The organism is Streptomyces sp. NPDC001604, from assembly GCF_042893475.1.
Lineage (GTDB): Bacteria > Actinomycetota > Actinomycetes > Streptomycetales > Streptomycetaceae > Streptomyces.
On sequence record NZ_JBIAUY010000019.1, the window covers coordinates 175,608 to 201,397 of the forward strand.

20 protein-coding genes and 1 pseudogene are annotated in these 25,790 nt (G+C 71.5%); 14 read left to right on the forward strand and 7 right to left on the reverse strand.

The genetic code is table 11. The features are described from left to right. Positions 1-35: 35 nt before the first annotated feature. The gene (locus ACFY1E_RS38220) at positions 36-1,118 is read left to right on the forward strand and encodes a sugar phosphate nucleotidyltransferase (RefSeq protein WP_389084652.1); all 1,083 of its coding nucleotides are present in this window, start codon (positions 36-38) and stop codon (positions 1,116-1,118) included. A gap of 594 nt (positions 1,119-1,712) precedes the next feature. Here the strand turns inward: ACFY1E_RS38220 and ACFY1E_RS38225 are convergent. From ACFY1E_RS38225 to ACFY1E_RS38240, 4 genes are all read right to left on the reverse strand, one after another. Continuing rightward, positions 1,713-2,723, reverse strand: a complete 1,011-nt coding sequence (locus ACFY1E_RS38225) for a DNA-3-methyladenine glycosylase family protein (protein WP_389084655.1) — start codon at positions 2,721-2,723, stop codon at positions 1,713-1,715. A 205-nt stretch (positions 2,724-2,928) separates the two neighbouring features. Beyond that, a complete protein-coding gene (locus ACFY1E_RS38230) occupies positions 2,929-4,257 on the reverse strand; it encodes a coenzyme F420-0:L-glutamate ligase (RefSeq protein ID WP_389084697.1) in 1,329 nt (442 codons plus the stop codon). Between the two features lie 8 nt (positions 4,258-4,265). Further along, on the reverse strand, positions 4,266-5,225 hold the full coding sequence (gene cofD, locus ACFY1E_RS38235; RefSeq protein ID WP_389084657.1) for a 2-phospho-L-lactate transferase: 960 nt from the start codon (positions 5,223-5,225) through the stop codon (positions 4,266-4,268). 33 nt (positions 5,226-5,258) lie between these two features. Next, positions 5,259-5,771, reverse strand: coding sequence for a cysteine dioxygenase family protein (locus ACFY1E_RS38240; protein ID WP_351482776.1), 513 nt, complete (start codon positions 5,769-5,771; stop codon positions 5,259-5,261). 643 nt (positions 5,772-6,414) lie between these two features. Between ACFY1E_RS38240 and ACFY1E_RS38245 the strand changes: the two genes are divergently transcribed. The 3 genes from ACFY1E_RS38245 (at position 6,415) to ACFY1E_RS38255 (ending at position 12,070) form a co-directional block, all read left to right on the forward strand. Continuing rightward, entirely contained in the window at positions 6,415-6,678 is a 264-nt protein-coding gene (locus ACFY1E_RS38245) for a WhiB family transcriptional regulator (RefSeq protein ID WP_010986447.1), read from the forward strand. Positions 6,679-6,863: 185 nt separating this feature from the next. After that, on the forward strand, positions 6,864-10,517 hold the full coding sequence (locus ACFY1E_RS38250; protein WP_389084659.1) for a glycosyltransferase: 3,654 nt from the start codon (positions 6,864-6,866) through the stop codon (positions 10,515-10,517). Next, positions 10,514-12,070 carry a DUF5719 family protein gene (locus ACFY1E_RS38255; protein ID WP_389084662.1) on the forward strand — a complete coding sequence of 519 codons (1,557 nt, stop codon included), beginning with the start codon at positions 10,514-10,516 and terminating at the stop codon, positions 12,068-12,070. Before ACFY1E_RS38250 ends, ACFY1E_RS38255 begins: the two co-directional genes overlap by 4 nt. A gap of 112 nt (positions 12,071-12,182) precedes the next feature. Here ACFY1E_RS38255 and ACFY1E_RS38260 read toward each other — a convergent pair whose 3' ends face one another. Continuing rightward, positions 12,183-12,632: a metallopeptidase family protein gene (locus ACFY1E_RS38260; protein ID WP_389084699.1), complete on the reverse strand. Its 450-nt coding sequence runs from the start codon at positions 12,630-12,632 to the stop codon at positions 12,183-12,185. A 342-nt stretch (positions 12,633-12,974) separates the two neighbouring features. On the opposite strand from ACFY1E_RS38260, the gene ACFY1E_RS38265 reads away from it, so the two are divergent. The 7 genes and pseudogenes from ACFY1E_RS38265 (at position 12,975) to ACFY1E_RS38295 (ending at position 20,255) form a co-directional block, all read left to right on the forward strand. Then, a complete protein-coding gene (locus ACFY1E_RS38265; protein ID WP_030941657.1) occupies positions 12,975-13,352 on the forward strand; it encodes a DUF3499 domain-containing protein in 378 nt (125 codons plus the stop codon). Positions 13,353-13,484: 132 nt separating this feature from the next. Beyond that, positions 13,485-14,274, forward strand: a pseudogene (locus ACFY1E_RS38270) (L-lactate permease); the annotation flags it as partial. Between the two features lie 185 nt (positions 14,275-14,459). Next, on the forward strand, positions 14,460-15,824 hold the full coding sequence (locus ACFY1E_RS38275; RefSeq protein ID WP_389084664.1) for a phosphomannomutase/phosphoglucomutase: 1,365 nt from the start codon (positions 14,460-14,462) through the stop codon (positions 15,822-15,824). 569 nt (positions 15,825-16,393) lie between these two features. After that, positions 16,394-16,579, forward strand: a complete 186-nt coding sequence (locus ACFY1E_RS38280; protein WP_344402083.1) for a Trm112 family protein — start codon at positions 16,394-16,396, stop codon at positions 16,577-16,579. A 201-nt stretch (positions 16,580-16,780) separates the two neighbouring features. Further along, complete coding sequence (locus ACFY1E_RS38285) at positions 16,781-17,911, forward strand: SIS domain-containing protein (RefSeq protein WP_389084666.1); 1,131 nt, start codon at positions 16,781-16,783, stop codon at positions 17,909-17,911. Positions 17,912-17,986: 75 nt separating this feature from the next. Beyond that, the gene (gene manA, locus ACFY1E_RS38290; RefSeq protein ID WP_389084668.1) at positions 17,987-19,138 is read left to right on the forward strand and encodes a mannose-6-phosphate isomerase, class I; all 1,152 of its coding nucleotides are present in this window, start codon (positions 17,987-17,989) and stop codon (positions 19,136-19,138) included. 136 nt (positions 19,139-19,274) lie between these two features. Continuing rightward, positions 19,275-20,255 carry a cation diffusion facilitator family transporter gene (locus ACFY1E_RS38295; RefSeq protein WP_123965516.1) on the forward strand — a complete coding sequence of 327 codons (981 nt, stop codon included), beginning with the start codon at positions 19,275-19,277 and terminating at the stop codon, positions 20,253-20,255. Positions 20,256-20,309: 54 nt separating this feature from the next. Here the strand turns inward: ACFY1E_RS38295 and ACFY1E_RS38300 are convergent, their stop codons facing one another. Further along, positions 20,310-20,567, reverse strand: coding sequence for a hypothetical protein (locus tag ACFY1E_RS38300; RefSeq protein ID WP_389084671.1), 258 nt, complete (start codon positions 20,565-20,567; stop codon positions 20,310-20,312). Positions 20,568-21,053: 486 nt separating this feature from the next. Between ACFY1E_RS38300 and ahcY the strand changes: the two genes are divergently transcribed. Further along, positions 21,054-22,511 (forward strand): adenosylhomocysteinase, encoded by a 1,458-nt coding sequence (gene ahcY / locus ACFY1E_RS38305; protein ID WP_389084673.1) that lies wholly within the window; start codon positions 21,054-21,056, stop codon positions 22,509-22,511. A 157-nt stretch (positions 22,512-22,668) separates the two neighbouring features. Further along, the gene (locus ACFY1E_RS38310; RefSeq protein ID WP_389084676.1) at positions 22,669-23,283 is read left to right on the forward strand and encodes a hypothetical protein; all 615 of its coding nucleotides are present in this window, start codon (positions 22,669-22,671) and stop codon (positions 23,281-23,283) included. A gap of 84 nt (positions 23,284-23,367) precedes the next feature. On the opposite strand, the gene ACFY1E_RS38315 is transcribed toward ACFY1E_RS38310, so the two are convergent. Continuing rightward, entirely contained in the window at positions 23,368-24,342 is a 975-nt protein-coding gene (locus tag ACFY1E_RS38315; protein WP_389084702.1) for an RDD family protein, read from the reverse strand. 129 nt (positions 24,343-24,471) lie between these two features. Between ACFY1E_RS38315 and ACFY1E_RS38320 the strand changes: the two genes are divergently transcribed. After that, a complete protein-coding gene (locus tag ACFY1E_RS38320; RefSeq protein ID WP_389084678.1) occupies positions 24,472-25,479 on the forward strand; it encodes a stage II sporulation protein M in 1,008 nt (335 codons plus the stop codon). Positions 25,480-25,790: the final 311 nt, after the last annotated feature.

A 25,790-nucleotide genomic window follows, 5' to 3' on the forward strand; every position in this document is an offset into this window, starting at 1 on the left:
GTTCGGCCGGTCCCGGCAGGAAGCAGAGACGACAGGTGACAGAAGCGATCCTCCTGGTCGGCGGCAAGGGCACGCGGTTGCGCCCGCTCACGGTCAACACGCCGAAGCCCATGGTCCGTGCGGCCGGAGTCCCGTTCCTCACCCACCAGCTGGCGAGAGCCAGAGCGGCGGGTGTCGACCACATCGTCCTGGCCACGTCCTATCTGGCCGAGGTCTTCGAGCCGTACTTCGGCGACGGCTCGTCCCTGGGCCTGCACATCGAGTACGTGACCGAGGAGGAGCCCCTCGGCACGGGCGGCGCCATCCGCAACGTCGCGTCCCGCCTCCACTCGGGCCCCGACGACCCGGTCCTCGTCTTCAACGGCGACATCCTCACCGGCCTGAACATCCGCGCCCTGGTCGACACCCACCAGAAGACGGGCGCCGACGTCTCCCTCCACCTCACCAAGGTCACCGACCCACGCGCCTACGGCCTGGTCCCCACCGACGACACCGGCCGTGTCCTCGCCTTCCTGGAGAAGCCGCAGACCCCCGAGGAGATCGTCACCGACCAGATCAACGCCGGGGCGTACGTCTTCCGCCGCTCGGTCATCGACACGATCCCCGCGGGCCGCCCGGTCTCGGTCGAACGCGAGACCTTCCCCGACCTCCTCGCGGCCGGGGCCCACCTCCAGGGCATGGTCGACTCGACGTACTGGCTGGACCTCGGCACCCCGGCGGCCTTCGTCCGCGGCTCCGCCGACCTCGTCCTGGGCCGCGCCCCGTCCCCGGCCGTCCCCGGCCGCTGCGGCGACCGCCTGATCCTGCCGACGGCGAGGGTCGCCCCCGACGCCAAGCTGACGGGCGGCACGGTGGTGGGCGAGGGCGCGTTCGTGGCGGAGGGCGCGCGGGTCTTCGGCTCGACCATCCTCCCCGGCGCCGTCATCGAACCCGGCGCCGTCATCACCGACTCCCTCATCGGCACCCGAGCCCGCGTCGGCGAGCGCTCCGTCCTCACCGGCGCGGTCATCGGCGACGGCGCGGTCATCGGCGCCGACAACGAACTACGCACCGGCGTACGAGTCTGGTGCGACGCCCAAATCCCAGCAGCGTCACTGCGCTTCTCTTCGGACCAATAGGCCGGCACCGCCCCGCACGGTGTCCTGCACAGCCCGCGGCCACGCTCCGCAGAACGGCGGCCTACGCAGCCCCTGGCCACGCTATGCGGCCTACGCAGCCCCCGGCCACGCTATGCGGCCTGCGCTTACGGGCGGGCTGCGCTTCGTCCTGCGTCGCCCCCGCCGGCGGGCGGGCTGCGCTGCGTCCTGCGTCGCCCCCGCCTGCGGGCGGGCTGCCCGTTGGGCTGTGCTGCGGGCCCGCACAGCCCTCCGTAGCCGAACCCAATGCGGGCATTGGGGCTGTGCTGCGGGCCGGATGGCTCCCGTAGCCTGCGGGCATTGGGGCTGTGCTGCGGCCCGCATGGCTCCCGTAGCGTGCGGGCATTGGGGCTGTGCTGCGGCCCGCATGGCCTCCGTAGCCTGCGGGCATTCGTGCCGCCTAGGGCGGCACGGGTGGGCGCAGGCGGCACCCCGCCAGCGCGGGCAAGCGCACTCGCCCCCGGCCCATCCCAGCCCCGGGCCCCTACCAGCGCCCGATGTCGGTCGCGGGCATCCGCCGCGTCGGCTCAGTTGGCGGCAACCGTCGGCGCCCCGCCCAGCCCCAGCCCCGGCGCCCTACCACCGCCCGATATCGGTCTTCGGCATCTTCGGCATCCGCCGCGCCGGCGTACGCCCACTCAGCAGAATGAGCCGCGCAGCCCGATGCCGCTGCCCCGCATACGGCTCCAACAACTCCAACATCGCCGCATCATCCGCATCCCGGTCCCCGGCAAGTGCCCACCCCACGATCCCCGGCAGATGCAGATCCCCGACGGTCACCGCATCCGGCGCCCCATGACTGCGCTGCACGGTCTCCGCCGACGTCCAAGGCCCGATCCCCGGCACGACCTCCAACCGCGCCTGCGCGGCCGCCGGCTCCATCCCGACCGCCTCCTCCAGCCGCGCAGCGACCTTCACGGCCCGCAGAATCGTCGACGCCCGCTTGTTGTCGACCCCGGCCCGGTGCCACTCCCACGACGGAATCAACGCCCAGGTCCGCGGCCCGGGCATCACCCACAGCCGCCCGCCCGCAGCGGGCCCCGGCGCCGGCTCCCCGTACTTCCGCACGAGCAGCCGCCAAGCCCGGTACGCCTCCCCGGTCGTGACCTTCTGCTCCAGAACCGAGGGGATCAACGACTCCAGCACCAGCCCGGTCCGCGTCAGCCGCAGCCCCGGCCGCCGATGCGCGGTGTGCGCCACCAGCCGGTGCCGCGGCACGAACGCATCGGGCTCGTCCGCACCCCCCAGCAGCTCCGGCAACTGCTCCAGCAGCCACTCGGCCCCGGGCCCCCAGGCCTCCCCACGGACCTCACCCCCGCACACGGACACCCGCAGCGTCCCGGGCCCACCGGGAGTCAGACTGGCCCGCCACACGGACCCGTCCGGCATGGGCCGAAACGTCGGATCCCCACCACCACGCCGAAGCGGCCCCAGCACAAGCCCGAGATCAAGCGGCCCGTCCGGTACGACGGTCCGCACCCGCCCGGGCGCCACGGCCTGCCGAGGCACACCACCCCGCGCAGGCACGGCAACATGCCCACCACGCACGGTCGTACGGGTGGGCCGGGGAGAGAACCGTCCTGCCACGGGTGAGTTCCTAGGGTGTCGGGGGTCGCCTTACGAGACTAGGCCGTACTTACGAGCGTCGGTGTGCGCTTTCAGGGGCGCGGGACTGTATCAACATGCGGCTCCGCCGCGTGGGCGCGAAAACCCACCACTCACCCGCAGTCGCGCACGAACCCAGAACCCCCGACCGTAGGCACCCGGCGCACCCAGCGCACCCGGCGGAGCGTCACCGCACCTCGACGAAAGCATCAGGGTCCCGCTCCGGCCGAGGCCGGGGCTCCTCCGCAGGATGCCCGACCGCCACGGCCCCCATCGGATCCCAGTTCTCGGGCAACCCGAGAACCTCCCGCACCACCTCCCGGCAGAACATCGTCGAAGAAACCCATGCGGACCCCAACCGCTCCCCGGCCAGCGCAACCAAGAAGTTCTGCACCCCGGCCCCCGCGGCGACGACGAACATCTCCCGCTCCGCCCCGTCCCGCCGAGCGTCCCCGTATGTGTGCGATCCGTCCATCACCAGACACGGCACCACCAGATACGGCGCATTCCGCAGCACATCGCCCCGCCGCACCCGCTTGGCGATGGACTCCTCGCTCTTTCCGTCCCGCCGCAGATCGGCGATCCAGGCATCGCGCATGGCGTCCAGCAACCCGGTCCGCGCTTCCTGCGACTCCAGCAGCACGAACCGCCACGGCGTCGTGTGATGCGGCGCCGGCGCGGTCACGGCCGCGGCGACCGCTCGCCGTACCGCGCCGGGATCGACGGGCTCGTCCGTGAAGGCCCGCACGGTACGCCGCTGGGTCACCGCCGTCCGGATCGCCTCGGACGTGCCCAGCCGGAACATGTCGTCGCGCCCGCCGCGCACCATGGCCCGCGCCCCCTCGCCGTCGTCCTCCGCCACCACGTGCGGCAGCCCGCGCACGACGGCGACGGGCAGCCCGGCGGCCTTGCCCTTGACCAGATCGCCGGCTGCGGCCAGTTCGTCCGCCGTCGCCACGACCGTCGCGCTGAGCGGATTGCCGTACGCGTCCGTGCCGCCGCGCAGATCGTCGAGCACGTGCACCCCGGCGGCGCCGATCGCGACATCCGTGAGCCCCCAGCGCCAGGGCCGCCCGAAGGTGTCGGTGACGACGACCCCGACGTCGACGCCCAGGGCGTCCCGCAACCCGTCCCGGATCGCCCGGGCGGACGCGTCGGGATCCTCGGGCAGCAACAGCACCGTGCCGGACGGGGTGTTGGAGGCGTCGACCCCCGCCGCGGCCATCACCAGACCCTGCCGGTTCTCGACGATCCGCAGGGCCCCGCGCCGCGCCACGACCCGCACGGTCTCGGCGTCGATCGCGGCCTCCCGGTCGGCCGCCTCGACGACCCGCCCCTCCGCCTTGGACACGATCTTCGAGGTGACGAGCAACACGTCCCCGTCGACCAGCCCGGGCTCGGCGGCGGCGATCAACTTGGCGAGGTCGTCCCCCGGCACGACCTCAGGAATCCCGCCCACGGCCCAGACCCGGTATCCGTCCGCGCCGTCCCCGCGCGCGCCCGTGCCCTCGGACATCCCGTCGCTCACGGCACCCGCACCTCCTCCGCCAGCGCCAGTGCCTCACGTGCCATCTGCGCGGTCGCCTCGATGTCGGTCATCATCAGCGGTACGGCCCGGCACCGGATCCCGGCGGCCTCGACCCGGTCCACGACGCCCGCGTCCACGGTGTCGACGAGCCAGCCGTCGAGCAGCCCCGAGCCGTAGTGCTCGGCCACCGCCGCGGCCGTCGACTCCACGCCGACCGCGGCGAGCACCTTGTCGGCCATGCCCCGCACGGGCGCGTCCCCGACGATGGGGGAGAGACCGACGACGGGCACCCCGGCATCGGCGATCGCCTCCCGGATGCCGGGCACGGCGAGGATCGTGCCGACGGAGACCACCGGGTTCGAGGGCGGGAACAGCACCACGTCCGCCTCCGCGATCGCCTCCAGCACACCCGGCGCCGGCTTCGCCTGCTCCGCCCCGACGGGCACGACCGCCTCGGCCGGCACCGAGGCCCGCAGCCGCACCCAGTACTCCTGGAAGTGCACCGCCTTGCGCTCACCGTCGACCTCGACGGCCACATGCGTCTCGACCCGGTCGTCCGTCATGGGGATCAGCCGTACGCCCGGCTTCCACCGGTCGCACAGCGCCTGCGTCACCGCGCTCAGCGGATATCCGGCGCCGATCATCTGCGTCCGCACGATGTGCGTGGCGAAGTCCCGGTCGCCGAGCCCGAACCACTCCGGCCCCACGCCGTAGGCCGCGAGCTCCTCCTTGAGGTGGAAGGTCTCCTCGGCCCGCCCCCAGCCCTGTTCCTCGTTGATACCGCCGCCGAGCGTGTACATCACCGTGTCGAGGTCCGGGCAGACCTTCAGTCCGAAGAGGTGGATGTCGTCCCCGGTGTTGCCGATGACGGTGATGTCCGCGTCCGGCACGGCCTGCTTCAGACCGCGCAGGAACCGTGCACCGCCGATGCCGCCTGCCAGAACCACAATGCGCATGGGCCAAGTCTTACAGGCGGGTACGACAACGCGTCAGGCGGTTACGACGTCGACCTCGTCGTACGCGGCCGGGGCCGCCGTGCAGGCCGTGTGCATGGGCATCTCCGTCAGGCCCGGGTAGTAGACGTGCAGGCTGACCGCCGGCTCCAGCGCGTCGTTGACGACCTCGTGCACATACCCCGGGGCGAACACGCGCTGCGCGCCCGCGCCCAACGCGCGCGTGCCCCGCTCGGTGCGCTCGGTCAGCGTGCCCTCCAGGACGGTCAGCACACCGGAGGAGCGGCCGTGGTCGTGCAGCCCGCTGCCCTGGCCGGGCACCCAGGACAGCAGCCACACCTCGTAGCCCGGCCCGGTGCGCAGCCGGTGGTACCAGCGCGTCGTCGCGTCGTACTCGACGAGGTGCTCCCACTGGGAGCGGTCGGCGGCGATGGACCGGGCCAGGCCCACGAACTCGGCCACGGTGGCCGGGTGCTCGCGCGGCGGCTGCAGCAGGTGCTGCACCTCGAGGATGTCGCCGGCGATCTGGAGGTCGTTGTCGCTGTTCATAAGGGTGTGCGGTTCCTCAGTGAAAGAAGGTCAGAGGGAACAGGAGCCCCGTCACGGACGGACGACAGGGCCTACAGCCGGAGCAGGTGGGGCTCAACAGCTGGAACAGCAACAACAGCTACAGCGAGCGCGGGCAGCACCGTGGGACCCGGCGGTGCGGGTCGAGGTGAGCGCCAAGTTCGCGAGCATGCCCACAAGGACAGCGGTTCACACCTTCACTGTCAACTCGACGCCCGGTATGTGGGACATGGTTCACCTCATCCGGTTCATATCGGAGGTGAAAGGTTTGTGCATGCGTCAGCCGGGACACATGGCGCTCAAACCTCGTTGCGGTCCTGTGATCCGACTGTGATCCGGTTTGCTTCGAGGTGCGCGTGGAACGAGATCGGATCTGCGGGCGTCCTTCCCCGTACAGGCTCTGCTCGGGGTCGAAGGCCCGTCCGGGCCTCATCTGCATGTCAAGGTTTATGCCGATTTGAACACTTTCCGCATGGCCTTGGTTCCGCAGAGTGAATAAGGGGCTCAATAGCAGATCTCGGCTTGACTCGCCCGGAGCAGCACACTTGTAATTTCACTCGTGTCGTTCAGCCGGAATCGGTAACGGCTACATCACGGGGACGCGAAAGACAGACGAGGGGCGCACATGACCGAGCTGGTGCAGCAACTGCTGGTCGACGACGCGGACGAGGAACTCGGCTGGCAGGAGCGCGCGCTGTGCGCCCAGACCGACCCCGAGTCCTTCTTCCCCGAGAAGGGCGGCTCCACCCGTGAGGCCAAGAAGGTCTGCCTGGCCTGTGAAGTCCGCTCCGAGTGCCTCGAATACGCCCTCGCCAACGACGAGCGCTTCGGCATCTGGGGCGGACTGTCCGAGCGTGAACGACGCCGTCTGAAGAAGGCCGCCATCTGACCGGGCGGCCGACGCCCTCACACAACCGAAACACATTCGAACGGCCCGTCGCAGGTGGGGTTATCCACAGGCGGCGGGCCGCCATGATGCCCAGCCGATAGTGTGGTCGCTCGTCCGAGACGCCTCGCTGCCCCCAGGGGGCACAGACGTCCACCGCAGTCCATCGAACCGGGGCCCGTACCTCGATGTCCGTGCACAGCCACACGGCAGCCCACCAAGACCTCGCTGCCACACCAGAGTTTCCGCGTCACGTGGTGACGGCGGTCGTCGTCTCCCACGACGGCGCCCGCTGGCTGCCCGACGCGCTCGCCGGGCTGCTCGGCCAGGAGCGCCCCGTTCAGTACGTCGTGGCCGCCGACACCGGCAGCGCGGACGACTCCGCCCAGCTGGTCACCGACGCCCTCGGCGCCGACCGCGTGCTGCACCTCGCCCGGCGCACCGGCTTCGGCCAGGCCGTCGAGGAGGCGGAACGCAGCGCGCCCGTCCTGACCCCCGACGAGCTGCCCTATCTGAGGCGGCCCAGCGGCTGGGACCCGGTCACCCGCAGCTGGCGCGACGACGCCTACGACATGCCCGAACTCCCGCACGGCGAGCCGGTCCAGTGGCTGTGGCTGCTGCACGACGACTGCGCGCCCGAACCCGACGCCCTGGCCCAGCTGCTGCGCGTCGTGGAGAACGAACTCGAGCTCGGCCGCGACGACGTGGCCGTCGTGGGCCCCAAGCTCCGCGGCTGGTACGACCGCCGCCAGCTTCTCGAGGTCGGCGTCACCATTGCCAACTCCGGCCGCCGCTGGACCGGCCTGGACCGCCGCGAACAGGACCAGGGCCAGCACGACCACGTCCGGACCGTGCTGTCCGTGTCCACCGCCGGCATGCTCATCCGACGCGACGTCTTCGAACAGCTCGGCGGCTTCGACAGCCGGCTGCCGCTGATGCGTGACGACGTCGACCTGTGCTGGCGTGCCACCGCCGCAGGCCACCGCGTTCTCGTCGCCCCCGAGGCGGTCGTACGACACGCCGAGGCCGCCTCCCGCGAGCGCCGCACCGTCGACTGCTCGGGCCGCACCGTCGCCTCCCCGCACAAGGTCGACAAGGCCGGCGCCGCCTACACCCTCCTGGTCAACACGCGTACGGCCGCCCTGCCCTGGGTGCTGGTGCGCCTCGTGCTCGGCACGCTCCTGCGGACCGTCGCCTACCTCGTCGGCAAGGTCCCCGGGCAGGCCGTCGACGAGATCCGCGGCCTGCTGGGCACGCTGCTGCGCCCCGAGCGGATCATCGCCGGACGGCGCAGGCGCGGCCGGCCGCAGATCGACAAGGGCGAACTGCGCGCCCTGTTCCCGCCGCCCGGCGCGACCATACGGGCCACCGTCGAGCAGGCCGCGGGTGATCTCGTCGGCCGCTCCGACCCCGAGGTGACCTCCGGCGCCGGACGGCACGGCGGCGCGGTCGAGTCCGGGCCCGGCGGCGACGACGCCGACTTCCTGGAGATCGAGCAGTTCGCCCGCCTCAAGCGCATCGGCCGCAAGCCCGGCCCGATGCTCTTCCTGGTGCTGCTGTTCGTCTCGCTGGTCGCCTGTCGCGCCCTGCTCGGCGGCGGCGCGCTCGCGGGCGGCGCCCTGCTGCCCGCCCCGGCCGACTCCGGCGAGCTCTGGTCGCGCTATCTCGACTCCTGGCACGCCGTGGGCGCCGGCGGCACCCCCTCCGCACCGCCGTACCTCGCGATCGTGGCGATGCTCGCCTCCGTGCTGTTCGGCTCGACCGGACTCGCGGTCACGGTCCTGCTCGTGTGCTCGGTGCCGCTGGCCGGCGTCACCGCGTACTTCGCCTCCCGCCCGCTCGTCGAGTCGCGTCTGCTGCGCGCATGGGCCGCCGTCGTCTACGCCTTCCTGCCGGCTGCCACGGGCGCGCTCGCGGGCGGCCGCATCGGCACCGCCGTACTGGCCGTGCTGCTGCCGCTCATCGCGCGCGCGGGCATCGCGGCCGGCGGCCTCGCGAACGCCTCGGGCACACCCGGCAGCTGGCGCGCCACGTGGGCGTACACGCTGCTGCTGACGATCACCACGGCGTTCACGCCCGTCGTGTGGCCTCTCGCGCTGCTCCTCGGCCTCGCGCCGCTCGCCGTACGGCGCACCGACATCACCGCCCACGGCCTGCGCTTCCTGGCCCAGCTCGGCACGCCCCTGCTGGTCCTCGCCCCCTGGTCGCTGTCGCTGTTCCCGTTCGGCTTCTTCAGGGAGGCCGGGCTCGACTACGGCCCCTCGGCCGCCTCCGCCCTGGACCTGCTCGGCATGAGCCCCGGCGGCCCGGGCACGGTCAGCGGGCTGATGCTCATCGGCATCGTCCTGGCCGCGCTGGCCGCCCTGCTGCGCTCGGAGCGTCAGTTCGGAATCCGGACGGCCTGGGCGGTCGCCCTGGTGGGTCTCGTCTTCGCGGTCCTGTCCAACCGCTCGACCTGGGCCGGCCCGGCCACCCTCGTCTACGGCCTCGCCCTCCTGACCGCCGCCGTCATCGGCGCCGACGGTGCACGCGCGCGTGTGGCCGAGCAGAGTTTCGGCTGGCGCCAGCCGGTGGCCGCACTCATAGCCTTCGCCGCGCTCGCGGGCCCGCTGGTCATCGCCTTCGGCTGGATGATCCGCGGCGCCGACGGACCGGTCGAGCGGCAGGACCCCGTACAGGTCCCCGCGTTCGTCGCCGAGGAGAGCGGCACCAGCGACCAGGCACGCACGCTCGTGCTCGACAGCGACTCCACGGCCCGCGTCGGCTACACCCTGGTGCGCGGCTCCGGCGCCCGGCTCGGCGACGCCGAGAGCGCCGCGGCCGACGGTGAGAACGCCAGGCTCGACAAGGTCGTCGCCAATCTCGTCGCCGGCTCCGGCGCCGACCAGGCCGACCAGCTCGGCAAGTTCGCCGTCCGCTACGTCCTCGTCCGCAAGGGCGCGCCCCGCGAGGTCACCCGCGTCCTGGACGCCACCCCCGGCCTCTCCCGGCTGAGCCAGCAGGGCGGCAGCGCCCTGTGGCGGGTCGACCAGGAGGTCGCCCGCGCCACCATCGTCCCCGCCTCCGGCTCCGGTACGGCGCAGCCCGTGGCCGCCGGACCCGTCGAGATCCACACCACGGTCCCGTCCGGCTCCGGCGACCGCGTCCTGCGCCTCGCCGACACCGCCTCCGACGGCTGGACGGCCACTCTGGACGGCCGGCCGCTCACCCGCACCACCATCGACGGCTGGGCCCAGGGGTTCCAACTCCCCGCCTCCGGCGGCAAGCTGGACGTCACCTACGACGACCCGATCACCCACACCGCCTGGCTGTGGGCGCAGGGCTTCCTGGCCGTCGTCCTCGTCGTCCTGGCCCTGCCCGGCCGGCGCCGCGACGTCGACGACGACCTCCCCGAGGAGCCGGCCGTACCCGCCGAGGCCGTCGCCGGCGAGGGCCGCCGCGCCCGCCGCCTGCGCGCCCAGGCGGAGGCCGAGACCGAAGAGGCGGGCCAGAGCGAGGAGTTCCCGTCTCCTCCTGCGGAGGAGACCCCGGTGGCGGTCCCGCACCAGCAGTCCTACGGCGACTGGGACGCGACGGGCTACCAGGGCGCCGAGTACGGCAACTACGGCAACGAGCAGTACCAGGGCACCCAGCAGTACCCGGCGGGCACCTACGACCAGACGTACCAGGCGGACCCGTACCAGGGCGGCCAGTACGACCCGTACGCGTACGGCGGCCCCTCCCAGGGGTCGTACGAGCAGACCGCGTACGACCCGTCGTACCAGCAGGGCTACGACCCGACGTACGACCCGGCGCAGCCGCACCCGCACGCCCCTGAGCGCCCCGACGGGAGTCAGCAGTGAACCGCACCACCATCTCCCTGATCGCCGGCACGGCCGCGCTCGCCGCCATCACGGGCCTCGCCTCGCTCACGACGCCGGGCGCCTCCGGCGCGGACACCGCCAAGGCGGCCGCCGAACTGCCCGTGGAACGCACCACCTTGCTGTGCCCGCAGCCCAGCACCTCGGACCTCGCCGACACGTCGTACACGTCCTTCACGCCCGTCACCAAGGGCACGGGAAGCGACGGCGCGGCCCAACTCCAGTCCGCGACCGAGCAGTCGGCCGACGGAACGGGCGACAGCGGCAAGACGGACGGCAAGACGGACGGCAAGGCGAACGGAAAGAAGAGCGGCAAGAAGAAGGCGGGCAAGCCGAAGGCCGACAAGCCGGTCCTCACGCCCAAGGAGCCCGGAAAGCCCGTCACGGGCGACACCTCCGGTGCCGACACACCCGCGCTCGTCGGCACCGCCGAGGGCAGGTTCGCGCCCGGCTGGGCGGTGCAGGAGACCACCGAGGTCGCCGCGGGCACCGGACGCGGCCTCCAGGGCGTCAACTGCACCGCACCGGACACCGAGTTCTGGTTCCCGGGCGCCAGCACGGACGCCGCCCGCACGGACTATGTCCACCTCACCAACCCGGACGACTCCGCCGCCGTCGTGGACATCGAGCTCTACGGCAAGGACGGCGCCCTCAAGTCGACCGTGGGGGAGGGCATCACCGTCGCACCGCACTCCACCGACCCGGTCCTGCTGTCCACGCTCACCGACGAGAAGCAGACCGACCTCACCGTGCACGTGAACGTCCGCAGCGGACGCGTGGGGGCCGCCGTGCAGGCCCTCGACGACAAGGTCGGCGGCGACTGGCTGGCCGCGTCCACGGACCCGGCGGGCAGCCTGGTCCTGCCCGGCATCCCCAAGGACGCCACGGACGTGCGCCTGATCGCCTTCACGCCCGGCGACGCGGACGCCGACCTGAAGCTGCGGCTCGCCTCCCCGTCCGGGCAGATCACGCCCGCCGGGAACGAGACGCTGCATGTGAAGGCCGGTATGACCACCGCCGTCGATCTCGGCCCCGTCACCCGCGGCGAGGCCGGCTCCCTGGTCCTCACGCCCACCGACAAGTCCGTACCGGTGGTCGCCGCGCTGCGCGTCGTACGGGGCAAGGGCGACAAGCAGGAGACGGCGTTCATCCCGGCCACCAGCCCGGTGGGCACGCGCGCGACGTCCGCCGACAACAGCGGAAAGGGCACCACGCTGTCGCTCGCGGCACCCACCCGCACCGCCCAGGTGAAGGTCACCGCGTCCGCGGGCAGCGACGGCGGCACCGCGGTCTCGAAGACGTACACGATCAAGGCCGGCACCACCCAGGACATCGACGCCCCCGTCCCGAGCGGTCTCCAGGGCACCTACGCCCTGACGGTCGAACCCCTGTCAGGCGGCCCGGTCTACGCGGCACGCACCCTGGCGGCCACGGAGGAGGGAGTCCAGGGCTTCACGGTCCAGACCCTGCCGGACGACCGGGGGACGGTGGCGGTACCGGAGGCGGACGAGGACCTGTCGGTGCTGCAGAAGTAGCTGTTGCCGGTGAGCGCCGGCCGGGGTTTGATCTTTTCAGCCCGTCGTGGGGGTCTGAGGGCAGCAGCCCCCAGACCGCACCATCACCGCCGGGTGCCATTGGAACCCCGGCTCAGTCCTCGCCGTACCGGGGATCCACCGTCTCCGGAGTGAGCCCCAGCAACTCGGCCACCTGCTCGACAACAACCTCGTGCACCAGAGCGGCCCGCTCGTCCCGCCCCTTCGTGCGGATCTCCACCGGCCGCCGGTACACGACCACCCGTGCCGGCCGCCCCTCCCGGGAGGGAATCGTGCCGCCCAGCGGCACCGCCTCGTCGCTCCAGGCATCGGCCGGGCCGTCCAGACGCGGCACCTCGAGGACGAGGAAGTCGATCTCGGCGAGCTGCGGCCACCGCCGTTCCAGCCGCTCCACGGAGTCCTGCACCAGATCCGCGAACGCCTCGGCACGGCTCGCGGCGAGCGGCACCTGGGGCGGCGCGATCGGGCCGCGCATGCCCCGGCCGTGGCGATCACGACGGCGGGGCCCGGGGCGGGCGGCACGGTGCGGTACGGGGTTGTCCATCACTGGTGAAGCGTAGTCCCCGCCGGGACCCCACGACGTGCCCCACGCGGTCGGCCGGAGTGCCTCGGGTCCCCTGGACGGCCTGTCGCAGGATGACCATTCCAGCCAAGGTTGGGCTCGTTTCCGTATCTCTACGAGACCGGCAATCTTGGGGCAATTGACGGTGTTTGTACGGTGTGTTGATCGGGCGAAGAGGCGCGCAAGGCCCTGTGAATGTGTGTCCGTGCAGGTCAGCGGGGTGTTCCAGGGGAGGGGTGTGGGGTGTTTCACAGTACGACACGGTGGAGTGACCTGGGGGAGAGTCGTCGCGGCCCGCTCAAGAGTGCGGTACCGTCCAACGTCGTGAGCCCTGTACGTCGCTGTTCGCGCACCGCTTGCGGCCGTCCCGCCGTCGCGACGCTGACGTACGTCTACGCCGACTCGACCGCGGTCCTCGGTCCGCTCGCCACCTACGCCGAACCCCACTGCTACGACCTGTGCGCCGAGCACTCCGAGCGCCTCACCGCCCCGCGCGGCTGGGAGGTCGTCCGACTGCTCGACGGCTCCGCTCCGGCCCGCCCCAGCGGCGACGACCTGGAAGCGCTTGCCAACGCGGTGCGCGAGGCGGCCCGCCCGCAGGAACGGGCGGCGGGCGCCGGTGGCGGCGGGGCGCGCACGGCGGACCCGATGGAGGTCGCGCGGCGCGGGCATCTGCGGGTACTGCGCTCCCCGGACAACTGAGCCGCGCTTCCCGTCCCCCGTTCCGCCCGGTGGCGTACACGCATTGATGTGCCCTTGGTGCGGACACGATCATTTCGGGTGGTGCGGTCGGCGAGAAATCGCTTTCCGCATGTCGGAATCTGGGGAGGCTCCTTGGATGTCCAGGAGCTGGAACGGGCCGCCGACTTATTCGGCCTGTCGGCCCTCGTCGCGGCGCTGCCCCTGCTGATCGTCCTGCCCCTGCTCGGCGGAGTGCGGATGAAGGCGCACCTGGCGGGCCTGACAGGGCTTCTGGCGGCCGTTCTGGCGGCCTGGCTCGCTAACCGCATGCGCCCGACCGAGCGCTCTCCAGCGCCGCCCAGGGGGCCGGCGTGCTCCTGGAGGCCCTGACCGGGTTCGGCGCGTCGGTCGCGATCTGCTCCGTGCTGCTCGTCGCCCTCGGCTTCGACCCGGTGCGCGCCGCGGTCGTCGCGCTCGTCGCTAACACGGCGCCGGTCGCCTTCGGGGTGATGGGCACACCAGTCGTGACGCTCGCGCAGGTGACGGGGGCGGCCGCTGGATTCCATGGCCTACGTGGTGGGGCGTCAAACCCCGCTGCCGGCAGTGGTGTTGCCGCTGGTCCTGGTCCGGCTGGTGGACGGGCGGCGCGGCCTGCGCGAGTCCTGGGTGCCCGCCCTGGTGTGCGGAGTCGCCTTCGCCGTCGCCCAGTTCACCACCTCCGACTACGTCTCCGCGCAACTCGCCGACGACGGTGCCTCCTTGGTGGGCGCGGGCGCCCTGGCCGCCGTACCGCACGCGCGCGTGCTTTTTCCGTCGCATAGACCGCGGCGGTCCGGACTGGCCGGCCCGGGCGACACAGACGTACGACTGGCCGTTCCTGGACGTCGCCGGGCCGGACGGGAAGCCGGTCGGCGGCAATGTCTTCACCCGGCCGATCGTGTCAGGCACTCACCGGTCCTGGACCGGATGCTGCCCTGACTCTTCCCGGATCCCGCCCCGCTTCTTCCTGGTTTCTCACCCGGCTCTGACCTGAGGTTACGGCTGGGAGTCCACTCGGAGTCCACACGGCGCACGGCCAACCGGTACGGGTAGTTTGAGGCGACCGATAGGACTTCAGGAGGGTTGGCCGTGGCTGCTGATCTGTCGCAGATCGTGAAGGCGTACGACGTACGCGGGGTGGTCCCGGACCAGTGGGACGAGCCGCTGGCCGAGCTCTTCGGTGCCGCCTTCGTCCAGGTGACCGGGGCGGACGCGATCGTGATCGGCCACGACATGCGGCCGTCGTCCCCGGGCCTGTCGCGTGCCTTCGCGCGCGGTGCGGCCGCACAGGGCGTCGACGTGACCGAGATCGGCCTGTGCTCGACCGACCAGCTGTACTACGCCTCGGGCGCCCTGAACCTGCCGGGTGCGATGTTCACGGCCTCGCACAACCCGGCGCAGTACAACGGCATCAAGCTGTGCCGCGCGGGCGCGGCACCCGTCGGCCAGGACACGGGCCTGTCCCGGATCCGCGAACTGGCCGAGCAGTGGAGCGAGTCGGGCGCCCCGGAGCCGGCCGGCGAGCCGGGAACCATCACCTCGCGCGACACGTTGTCGGACTACGCGGCCCACCTGCGCTCCCTCGTCGACCTGACCTCCATCCGCCCCCTGAAGGTCGTCGTCGACGCGGGCAACGGCATGGGCGGCCACACCGTCCCCACGGTCTTCGCCGGCCTGCCCCTGACCCTCGTACCCATGTACTTCGAACTCGACGGCACGTTCCCGAACCACGAGGCGAACCCGCTGGACCCGGCGAACCTCGTCGACCTGCAGCAGCGCGTGCGCGAGGAGTCCGCCGACCTCGGCATCGCCTTCGACGGCGACGCGGACCGCTGCTTCGTCGTCGACGAGCACGGCGACCCGGTCTCGCCGTCCGCCATCACGGCCCTGGTGGCGGCGCGGGAGCTGGCCAGGAACGGCGGCAAGGGCGTGATCATCCACAACCTGATCACGTCCTGGTCGGTCCCCGAGGTGGTGCGCGAACACGGCGGCACCCCGGCGCGTACCCGAGTCGGCCACTCCTTCATCAAGGCCGAGATGGCGAAGTCGGGCGCGATCTTCGGCGGCGAACACTCGGCGCACTACTACTTCAAGGACTTCTGGAACGCCGACACGGGCATGCTGGCCGCCCTCCACGTCCTCGCGGCCCTCGGCGGCCAGGAGGGCCCGCTCTCCGCCCTGACCGCCGAGTACGACCGCTACGTCGGCTCCGGCGAGATCAACTCCACGGTCGCCGACCAGGCCGACCGCCTGGCGGCCATCAAGGCGGCGTACGGCGCCCGCGAGGACATCACCCTCGACGAACTCGACGGCCTGACTGTCACCTCCACCGACTGGTGGTTCAACGTCCGCCCCTCCAACACGGAACCCCTGCTCCGCCTGAACGCGGAGGCAAGGGACGAGGCCACCATGACAAAGATCCGAGACGAGGCCTTGGCCATCATCCGAGCCTGACCGCACCGGGCAGGGGCCGGCCTCCGGCACCAAAACGCCAACCCGGGCCACAGCCCGGGACGGCACCCTTCCTGACACCAACCGGGACCTTGCATCCGGTCCGGCGCCTGAGGCCCCCGTCCCGATCCCCCGCTGGCCGGTACTTTCAGCCGGTCCGGCGTGTGCGGTCGCGGTCGCCGCCCCGATCCCCCACGCGCCCGCCGGGGCGGCACCTCTTCAGTGCCGGTCGGCATTTCAGCCGGTCCGGCGTGTGAGGTCGTGGTCGCCGTCCCGATCCCCCACCCGCCCGCCGGGGCGGCACCTCTTCAGTGCCGGTCGGCACCTTCAGCCCGTCCGGCGTTTGAGGACGAGGCCGTTCAGGCCGATCGGGGGTCCAGGGGGCAGAGCCCCCTGGCGGGGCCGAGGGGGCAGCGCCCCTGGTACGGGACGGGTAGGGGCGGCGGGGGCGACCCCCTCCCACAGCCACCCGACCCGACCCCCGCCCAACCCCGGCACCCCGCCCCCCACGGCGGTACGCTGACCAGGCACATCCGCACACGCACTCGCGCGCCCCCCGAAGGGACACACCCATGCCGCTCGAAGCCGGCCTCCTGGAGATCCTCGCCTGCCCGGCCTGCCACGCCCCGCTCAAGGAGCAGGAAGCCAACGAGCAGGAAACCGAGCTGATCTGCACGGGCAAGGACTGCGGCCTGGCCTACCCCATCCGCGACGGCATCCCCGTCCTGCTCGTCGACGAGGCCCGCCGCCCCGCGTAACGTCGAGCCCGCCACCCGCGCAACGCCCCCCGCGCAAAAAAGGCACCCGCAAAAGCCACCGCGCAAAAAAGGCACCCGCGCAAAGAGGCACCCCGCGCAAACGGGCACTCGCGCAAAGGGGCACCCGCACACCAAGCCCCCGCCGCCCGCACAACCCCGACGCGCACACAAAGAACCCCCGGCGATCGGAGGCTGCCGCCCATGCTCGACGAATCGCTGCTCGACACCCCCGAGGCCCTCTCGGAGGCCGACCGCCGCGGCCTGCTACGCGGCGCCGCCGAGGCAGGCGCCCGCGTCCGCACAGCCGCCCGGCACGCCGCAGAGGCCGGCGTGAACGACCTCAAGCCCGACGGCCGCCCCCGCGCGGTCCTCATCGCGGGCCCCGGCGCCGCAGCGACCTGCGCCGCCGACCTCCTCGGCACGCTCGCCGGCCCCGGCAGCCCCGTCATCCGCCTCGCCCCCACCGGCGTCGCCCCCGCTGCAGGCGCCCTGCGCTGGGAACTCCCGGGCTGGGCAGGCAGCGTCGACCTGCTCCTGATCACCACCCCCGACGGCACCGAACCGGGCCTGTCCCTGCTCGCCGACGCCGCCTACCGCCGCGGCTGCACGGTCGTCGCCGTCGCTCCCGCCCGCACCCCGCTCACCGAGGCGGTGGAAGGCGCCCACGGCCTCTTCGTACCGATGGCGACAGCCCCGTACGAGCAGGACGAACAGGAACTCGCCGCCTCCGCCCCCGGGGTCCTGTGGGCGCTGCTCACACCCCTCCTCGCCCTCCTCGACCGCACCGGCCTGGTCACCGCCCCACCGGAGGCCGTCGAGAAGATCGCCGACCGTCTCGACCACATCGCCGAACGCTGCGGCCCCGCCATCGCGACCTACAGCAACCCCGCCAAGACGCTCGCCGCCGAACTCGCCGACTCACTGCCCGTCGTATGGACCGAGGGCGTCTCGGCAGGCCCCGCGGGACGGCGTTTCGCGGCCGCCCTCGCCGAACTCTCCGGCCGCCCGGCGGTCGTCGCCGAACTCCCCGAGGCACTCGCCGCCCACAGCGCCCTGCTGGCCGGCCCGCTCGCCGCCAGCGCCGACCCGGACGACTTCTTCCGCGACCGCGTAGAGGAAGCACCCGCCCTGCACGCGCGCGTGGTGCTGCTCCGCGACCGCCCGATCGGAGGACTCACCGCCGCACCGGCCGCCCGTGAGCTGGCCCTCAGCCACGACACGCCGATCAGCGAACTGGAACCGGAACCCGGCGGCGAACTGGAGACCCTCGCCGAGCTGATCGCCATCACGGATTTCGCCGCCGTTTACCTGGCGCTCGCCTCGGGGGCCTGACGTTGACCCGCGCAACCCGCGCTTACTGACCAGCGCCCGCCGAGCGCGGCGTACGTACGGAGACGAAGACACAGCATGGACCGCCTCGACAACACCATCCGCCCCTACGCCTGGGGTTCGACCACCGCGATCCCGCACCTGCTCGGTGTCGAACCGACCGGTGAACCGCAGGCGGAGATGTGGATGGGCGCCCACCCCGGCGCCCCCTCGCGCACCGGACGCGGCACGCTCGTCGAGGTCGTCGACGCGGACCCGGAGAAGGAACTCGGTCCCGCCGCCGTCGCCAAGTTCGGCCCCCGCCTGCCCTTCCTCCTCAAGATCCTCGCCGCCGGCGCCCCGCTCTCCCTCCAGGTGCACCCCGACCTGGCGCAGGCGAAGGAGGGTTACGAGGACGAGGAGCGCCGGAACATCCCCGTCGACGCCCCGCACCGCAACTACAAGGACGCCAACCACAAGCCCGAACTGATCTGCGCGCTCACCGAGTTCGACGGCCTGTGCGGCTTCCGCGACCCGCTCGGGGCGGCCGCCCTCCTCGACGGCCTCGGCATCGACTCCCTCAAGCCGTACGTCGACCTGCTGCACGCCCACCCCGAGGACGCCGCCCTGCGCGAGGTCCTCACCGCGATCCTCACCGCCGACCCCGAGGAGATGCACCACACGGTCGCCGAAGCCGCAGCCGCCTGCACCCGTCTCGGCGGCGACTACGCGCCCTACGCCGACATCGCGCACCACTACCCGGGCGACCCGGGAGTCATCGCCGCGATGCTCCTGAACTACGTACGTCTGCAGCCCGGCGAGGCACTGTTCCTCGGCGCCGGCATCCCGCACGCGTACCTGAACGGTCTCGGTGTCGAGATCATGGCCAACTCCGACAACGTCCTGCGCTGCGGCCTGACCCCGAAGCACGTCGACGTCCCCGAACTTTTGCGTATCGTCCGCTTCGAGGCCAGCGACCCCGGCGTGCTGCGCCCCGAGGCGTGCCCGGACGGCGAGGAGGTCTATGAGACCCCGATCGACGAGTTCCGGCTGTCGCGCTACGTCCTCCCCGAGGCCGGGTCCGCCCACGACCTCACCCGCGCCACCCCGCAGATCCTGCTCTGCACGGCCGGCTCCGTGCGGGCGGGCGAACACGAACTGCGCCCCGGGCAGTCGGTCTTCGTCCCGGCGGGCGAGAAGGCCGAAGTGTCGGGAGCGGGTACGGTCTTCCGGGCCACTGTGATCGTATGACCGGGGTTGTGGATACCTGAGGCGCCGTCGTCGGGCAGGGCTGCAAGAATGGCCCACCGGCAAAGGACGGGCAAAGCCGCGACGAGGCGGGGCCCCGGACGGCGTACGTACGAAGGCGAAGGGACAACGCGGACAGATGAGCGCGTCAGGCGGCACCAGGGCGATCGTGGCGGCACTCGGCGCCAACCTCGCGATCGCGGCATCGAAGTTCGTGGCGTTCGCGTTCAGCGGTTCCTCGTCGATGCTCGCCGAGGGCGTCCACTCGCTCGCCGACTCGGGCAACCAGTTCCTGCTGCTGATCGGCGGCAAGAAGGCCCAGCGCGAGGCGACCCCGCAGCACCCCTTCGGCTACGGCCGTGAGCGCTACATCTACGCCTTCCTCGTCTCGATCGTCCTCTTCTCCGTCGGCGGCATGTTCGCCATCTACGAGGGCTACGAGAAGATCCGCCACCCCCACGAGGTGGAGCACTGGTACTGGCCGGTGGGCGTGCTCGTCTTCGCGATCATCGCCGAGGGCTTCTCCTTCAAGACGGCCATCAAGGAGTCGAACGAGCTGCGCGGCAAGCTGTCCTGGTCGCAGTTCATCCGCCGCGCCAAGGCGCCCGAACTGCCCGTCGTCCTCCTGGAGGACTTCGGCGCGCTCATCGGTCTCGTCCTCGCCCTCGGCGGCGTGGGCCTCGCCCTGCTCACCGGCGACGGCGTCTGGGACGGCATCGGCACGGTCTGCATCGGCATCCTGCTCGTCCTGATCGCCCTCGTCCTCGCCGCCGAGACCAAGTCCCTTCTCCTCGGCGAGGCGGCCGGGATCGACGAGGTCAAGCAGATCGAGGCGGCCATCGTCGACGGCGACACGGTCACCGGCATCATCCACATGCGCACGCTCCACCTCGGTCCCGAGGAACTGCTGATCGCCGCCAAGATCGCCGTCCAGCACGACGACACGGCCGCGGAGGTCGCCTCCGCCATCAACGCCGCCGAGGCCCGCATCCGCGCCGCCGTCCCCATCGCCCGCGTCATCTACCTGGAGCCGGACATCTACAGCGAGGCCGAGGCGGCCAAGGGCCCCGACCGCGAGGCCACTCCCGGCGGACCGGCGCCGCACCCCGCCGGCCACTGACACCACTTCGCGGTACGACCGAGGGGCCCTCCGAACGCTAGGCGGGCCCCCTCGTCATATCTGCACGGCCCAGGGCGGAGGCGGGGGCACGACGACCCGCTTCCGTACGGCCACCGCCGCGATCCCAGTCCGAGCCCGGTGAGCGCGATCAAGCCACCCAGCCGGCGCGGCCACCCCGAGCAGGGCCACCCCGGTGTAGTCGTCCATCACACGGCCCTGGACCGCGCTCAACGGCACAGTGCCCCCATGATCGTCGGGAAAGGCCCGCCTCTGCTCGTCGTTGCCGCCGCCGGTGGGGAGGGCCGACCGCATTGGTCACATCGATCTCCTTCTCCTAGCGCCTTTGTTACGCGAAACGCCGCCCCGGACGCCCCCGCAAGCTCGATCAGCGGTTCCCGATCTCCTGGCACCCTGCAACATCTGCGGGCCTGCTCAAAGGTGCGAAAGTCCCTGTTCGGCCTGGTCTGCTGGCTCCTGTTTCTCCCGTTGGTCAGGTGTCCTGTCATCGCCCTCCTTACCCTGGAGGTCGGCACCCGGCGAAGGTCCCGATCGGCGCGATGTGTTCGGAGGCGGACTGGGGCCGCCCCGGCGGCCGGTGTAGCTTGGAACCGAGCCAGACGTCGCTGCTGATGGCGGTCGGGCGGTCCCACCGCGGACCGACCGAGGGAGAGAGGGCCTCCGACGGACTGCGCTGCGCGTACGCGGGCATGCCTGTGTCCTCTTCGGGCACCCCTGTGTCCGCCGCCGCGCAGACCAGCCGTACCCAACCCTCGTCCCAACCCCGAGGAGCAGCTCGCAATGACGACTGTCGACAACCGACAGGACTTCAAGGTCGCCGACCTCTCCCTGGCCGAGTTCGGCCGCAAGGAGATCACCCTCGCCGAGCACGAGATGCCCGGCCTGATGGCGATCCGCAAGGAGTACGCCGAGACCCAGCCGCTGGCCGGCGCCCGTGTCACCGGCTCCCTGCACATGACCGTGCAGACCGCCGTGCTCATCGAGACCCTGGTCGCGCTCGGCGCGCAGGTCCGCTGGGCCTCCTGCAACATCTTCTCCACCCAGGACCACGCGGCCGCCGCCATCGCCGTCGGCCCGAACGGCACGCCCGAGAACCCGCAGGGCGTCCCGGTCTTCGCCTGGAAGGGCGAGACCCTGGAGGAGTACTGGTGGTGCACGGAGCAGGCGCTGACCTGGCCGGACAGCCCCACCGGCGGCCCCAACATGATCCTGGACGACGGCGGGGATGCCACCCTCCTCGTCCACAAGGGCGTCGAGTACGAGAAGGACGGCAAGGTCCCCTCCGTGGACACCGCCGAGTCCGACGAGCACCGCGTCATCCTCGAACTCCTGCACCGCACCATCACCAACGGCTCGCAGAAGTGGACCCAGCTCGCCTCCGAGATCCGCGGCGTGACCGAGGAGACCACCACCGGCGTCCACCGCCTGTACGAGATGCAGCGCGACGGCGTCCTGCTGTTCCCGGCGATCAACGTCAACGACGCCGTCACCAAGTCGAAGTTCGACAACAAGTACGGCTGCCGGCACTCCCTGATCGACGGCATCAACCGCGCCACCGACGTCCTGATCGGCGGCAAGACCGCGGTGGTCTGCGGCTACGGGGATGTGGGCAAGGGCTGCGCGGAGTCGCTGCGCGGACAGGGCGCCCGCGTCATCGTCACCGAGATCGACCCGATCTGCGCACTGCAGGCGGCGATGGACGGCTACCAGGTCACGACCCTCGACGAGGTCATCGACAAGGCCGACATCTTCATCACCACGACCGGCAACAAGGACATCATCATGGCCTCGGACATGGCCAAGATGAAGCACCAGGCGATCGTCGGGAACATCGGTCACTTCGACAACGAGATCGACATGGCCGGCCTCGCCAAGATCCCCGGCATCGTCAAGGACGAGGTCAAGCCGCAGGTCCACACCTGGACCTTCCCCGACGGCAAGGTGATCATCGTGCTGTCCGAGGGCCGCCTGCTGAACCTGGGCAACGCCACCGGCCACCCCTCGTTCGTGATGTCCAACTCCTTCGCGGACCAGACCCTGGCCCAGATCGAGCTGTTCACCAAGCAGTCCGAGTACCCGACCGGCGTGTACACGCTGCCCAAGCACCTCGACGAGAAGGTCGCCCGTCTCCACCTGGACGCGCTCGGGGTGAAGCTGACCACGCTCCGCCCGGAGCAGGCCGCGTACATCGGCGTCGACGTCGAGGGCCCGTACAAGCCGGACCACTACCGCTACTGAGCGGCTCGACGCAGCCGATGGTGAGCGTGTCGGTGCGCTGACGCGCTCACCAGCAGCAGTTCCTCCGAGGCAGGCCCCCGCACCCCCGTGTCGGGGGCCTGCCCCTTTGGCTCTGAGGCCCGTCGGCCGGACCAGCCCGTCAAGACCCAGGACCCCCATGCCCCGCGGCCGTTATTCGCTCCACGATCCGCACGATCACACCCCCCTCGCAGAAGAGCACTTCCACTGCGCCCCCGGACCTTCCGGCTGGCGCTACGTCTCCCAACTCATCACCCCCGCGGGCGATCACCGGGGCTCCGTCGACCTCGCCCTCGACGAGCTGGGCCGCCCCATCCGCCTGGAGCTGCATGCCGCGGGCTGGCAGGTCCGCGGTGCCGCCCTCGACGGCGTCACCTGGGTCCGGACGGACCCCAGCGGAGCCCAGGCCACCGAAGGCAACGTCCGCGCCCACGCCTTCACCGGCACATCCCCCGCGTTCCTCATCGCCACCACCCGTCTCCTGCGCCTCACCCCCTCCGCCACCGCAACTCGCGTACGCCTCGTCGCTTTCACCGACCCCGTCCTCGCCCCGCGCACCGTGGACCAGTCCTGGGCCTTGGTGAACAGAGAAACACACGCCACTGACAACGCCCCCCTGACCGTGGACGAGTACCAGGTCACGGCCCTGGACACGGGTGAGCAGCACTTCGTGCACATCGCCGGAGACGTGGTGCTCGCCGCGCCAGGCATCGAGCTCGAAGATCTCGAATCGCCGCCGTCCACATTCACCTGAGCGAGACGTTCGCCGAATCGGTGCACCGGAAACGCGTGGACGTACCTGCCTGGTCCAGGGGCCCGAGTGGCAGCCGCGAAGGGCCTACGCCGGCGGTACGAACCCTGTGGACGCGGTGGTTCCGCCCGCTGGCCGGTCGCTCGACGGTGCATCGGGCCGGGCGGTCTGCACGCTCTCCTGCGCCGGAGCCGCCCGCGCCACATGGGCAGCCGGCGGAGCTACCACCTGAGGGAATCCGGCCGGGGGTTCATGGGCGCTCGGCGCACCAGCGGGGTGCACGGCATCCGCAGCCGGAGTCCCGACCGCGACTCCATTCGCGAAGGCCCGTCGCGCCTCCCGGGCTTGCCGCTCCTGCATCACGGCCGCCAGATACGCCGTCGGTGGAACCCCCTGGGGAATCGGCGTACCCGTACGAGCCGAGAGGTCGGATGCGAGCCGCTCCGCCATCGCCCAGCCGACCTGTGGATCGAGCTGCTGCATTCGCGACAGATACTGACGGACGGCGAGCCACAGCCCGTCGGGAACAGCAGACAGATCAAGCCCTGAGAACCTCCCGGCCAGCCAGGGCGGTGGCGGAGGCAGGAAGCCCGTCCGCACCACAGGCACCCTTTCCCGAACGACGAGAGTCCCGGCGAACACGTCGCCGAGCCGCCGCCCCCGAGCTGACACAAGGGATGCGATGCAGGCGACGACCCCGAACGTCATCAGGATCTCGACCACACCGATCCCACCCCGAACCAGCGCATGCCGGAACCGGATCGGCCCCCCGTCGTCCCGCACCACACGCAGCCCGCACGCCAACTTTCCGAGCGACCGCCCATGGCTGAGTGTCTCGACCGCGATCGGCCCGCCGACCAGCAGCAGAACGGAGGTCGCGATCGACACCGCGATCTGCGCCGCGTCATCCAGCGAAGCCGTGGCAGCGACCAGAGCGATGGTCAGCACCACGTAGACGAGGACGGCCACGGTCAGATCGAGCAGCACTGCAAGCGCCCTGCTGGGCAGCCTCGCGGGGCGCAACTCCAGCGCCACCGCCTCGCCCGTCACAAGCTCACTCACGCCCGTTGTCCTTCCCCTGGCCTGCCCCGTGAACGGCCAGTCTGCCAAGCTGAGGGCGCATCGCGCCGCAGTACGAAAAGCTGGCCCCACGACGAGCCGCCGACGAACAGCCGAGGAGCAGGCAAACCGATGGACCTCGACGTCTTCGTCACCGCCCACCGAGCCGAATGGGATCGCCTCGACGCCCTCCTCAGGCGTCAACGCCGTCTCACCGGCGCCGAGGCCGACGAACTCGTCGTGCTCTACCAGCGCACGGCCACGCACCTCTCTCTGATCCAGTCCAGCGCCCCTGACCCCCAGCTGACCGGACGCCTCAGCCAACTCGTGGCACGCGCGCGTAGCGCAGTCACAGGCACCCGACGCGCCTCCTGGCGAGACGTGACCCGCTTCCTGACGCAGGGATTCCCTGCTGCGGTCTACAGATCGCGCCGTTGGTGGGTCCCCACGGCGCTTCTTTCCACCGCCGTCGCTGTCCTCCTGGGCTGGTGGATAGGCACCCACCCGGAGGTGCAGGCCACGATCGCGGCCCCCAGCGAGCTGCGTGAACTCACCCGCCCAGGGGGACAGTACGAGACGTACTACTCGAGCCACCCTGCGGCGTCCTTCGCCGCCCAGGTCTGGACGAACAATGCCTGGGCCGCCGCTCAGTGCCTGATCCTGGGCGTCTTCCTCGGCTTGCCCGTCCTCTGGATCCTCCTCCAGAACATGATCAACCTCGGGGTCGGCTTCGGGCTGATGTCCTCGGCCGGCCGACTCGACACCTTCCTCGGCCTGGTCCTCCCACACGGCCTGCTCGAACTGACTGCTGTCTTCGTGGCCGCCGGAACCGGCCTGCGCCTCGGCTGGACCGTCATAGACCCGGGCCCCCGCTCCCGCCGCACTGCCCTCGCAGAGGAGGGCCGTGCCGCCGTGGGCATGGCGATCGGTCTCGCGCTCGTCCTCTTCGTCTCAGGCGCCATCGAAGGCTTCATCACCCCCTCTGGCCTGCCCACGTGGGCCCGAATAGGTATCGGGGTCGCTGTGGAACTTGCCTTCCTCGTGTACGTCTTCGTCCTGGGTGGCCGAGCGGCCCGTGCCGGAGAGACGGGTGACGTCGGGACAGCGGAGCGCAGCGCCACGGTGCCGACGGCCGCCTGATGTGCGACCGCGCCTCCCGACCTGTTAGTCTCTCCTTCGCCCCACAGGAGCCGTTGACACGGACCAAGCGGGGAGGTAGATTCGAACAGTTGCCTGGAACTGGATCCAGTCCGGTCGGCAGCAGTGAGTGTCTGTCTGCTTCTCGGAAACATCGATTTCGAAGAAGCCACTCCCGATGAATCGGAAATGAGCGGCCGGTCAGTCCGGCTCAAAACTTCTGATAAAGTCGGAACCGCCGGAAAGGGAAACGCGAAAGCGGGAACCTGGAAAGCACCGAGGAAATCGGAACCGGAAACGGTCTGATAGAGTCG

Bases quoted from the DNA above. Each gene is read 5' to 3' on its own strand.
- ACFY1E_RS38230 (WP_389084697.1), bottom strand. From the start codon at position 4,257: ATGTCCGAGGGCACGGGCGCGCGCGGGGACGGCGCGGACGGATACCGG.
- cofD (WP_389084657.1), bottom strand. From the start codon at position 5,225: ATGCGCATTGTGGTTCTGGCAGGCGGCATCGGCGGTGCACGGTTCCTG.
- ACFY1E_RS38240 (WP_351482776.1), bottom strand. From the start codon at position 5,771: ATGAACAGCGACAACGACCTCCAGATCGCCGGCGACATCCTCGAGGTG.
- ACFY1E_RS38245 (WP_010986447.1), top strand. From the start codon at position 6,415: ATGACCGAGCTGGTGCAGCAACTGCTGGTCGACGACGCGGACGAGGAA.
- ACFY1E_RS38250 (WP_389084659.1), top strand. From the start codon at position 6,864: ATGTCCGTGCACAGCCACACGGCAGCCCACCAAGACCTCGCTGCCACA.
- ACFY1E_RS38260 (WP_389084699.1), bottom strand. From the start codon at position 12,632: ATGGACAACCCCGTACCGCACCGTGCCGCCCGCCCCGGGCCCCGCCGT.
- ACFY1E_RS38280 (WP_344402083.1), top strand. From the start codon at position 16,394: ATGCCGCTCGAAGCCGGCCTCCTGGAGATCCTCGCCTGCCCGGCCTGC.
- ACFY1E_RS38285 (WP_389084666.1), top strand. From the start codon at position 16,781: ATGCTCGACGAATCGCTGCTCGACACCCCCGAGGCCCTCTCGGAGGCC.
- manA (WP_389084668.1), top strand. From the start codon at position 17,987: ATGGACCGCCTCGACAACACCATCCGCCCCTACGCCTGGGGTTCGACC.
- ACFY1E_RS38295 (WP_123965516.1), top strand. From the start codon at position 19,275: ATGAGCGCGTCAGGCGGCACCAGGGCGATCGTGGCGGCACTCGGCGCC.
- ACFY1E_RS38300 (WP_389084671.1), bottom strand. From the start codon at position 20,567: ATGCGGTCGGCCCTCCCCACCGGCGGCGGCAACGACGAGCAGAGGCGG.
- ahcY (WP_389084673.1), top strand. From the start codon at position 21,054: ATGACGACTGTCGACAACCGACAGGACTTCAAGGTCGCCGACCTCTCC.
- ACFY1E_RS38310 (WP_389084676.1), top strand. From the start codon at position 22,669: ATGCCCCGCGGCCGTTATTCGCTCCACGATCCGCACGATCACACCCCC.
- ACFY1E_RS38320 (WP_389084678.1), top strand. From the start codon at position 24,472: ATGGACCTCGACGTCTTCGTCACCGCCCACCGAGCCGAATGGGATCGC.